This is a genomic window from Streptomyces chisholmiae, assembly GCF_031845445.1.
Classification (GTDB): domain Bacteria; phylum Actinomycetota; class Actinomycetes; order Streptomycetales; family Streptomycetaceae; genus Streptomyces; species Streptomyces chisholmiae.
Map to the genome: position 1 here is coordinate 1 of NZ_JAVREO010000184.1, position 453 is coordinate 453.

A 453-nucleotide genomic window follows, 5' to 3' on the forward strand; every position below is an offset into this window, starting at 1 on the left:
TCTGCTGGCCGTCTACCGTGACGCGGCGGCGGGGCTGAAGAAGGCCATGGGCGCCTCCTGACCGTCCCGCCCCCACGGGGCCCGGCAGCCGTCATCGGCCGCCGGGCCCCGCCGGTCATCCCGCCTGGGTGAGCGGCGCGTCCTCGGGAACGCCGGCCCGAGAGCTCCCCGCCAGCCGTTCCCGCAGGGCGGCCCGGTCCGGCTTGCCCGCGGGCGTCAGGGGCAACTCCCCGACCACGAGCAGCCGTTCGGGGTGTTTGCGCCGATCGAGACCCCGGGCCGTCAGATGGCCGCCCAAGGCGTCCAGCGTCGGAGCCTGCGGGCCCCGCGCGACCACACAGGCCGCCAGCCGCTCGCCCATCAGGGGGTCGGGGACGCCCACGCACAGCACGTCGCGGACCTGCGGGTGGGAGCGGAGTTCGCGTTCGACCTCGGCCGGGCTGATGTTGGCAC

1 protein-coding gene is annotated in these 453 nt (G+C 76.4%); it reads right to left on the reverse strand.

Translation table 11 applies throughout. The features are described from left to right. Positions 1-115: 115 nt before the first annotated feature. A partial coding sequence (locus RM844_RS32705) for a class I adenylate-forming enzyme family protein (protein WP_311671068.1) occupies positions 116-453 on the reverse strand: 338 nt, incomplete at its 5' end.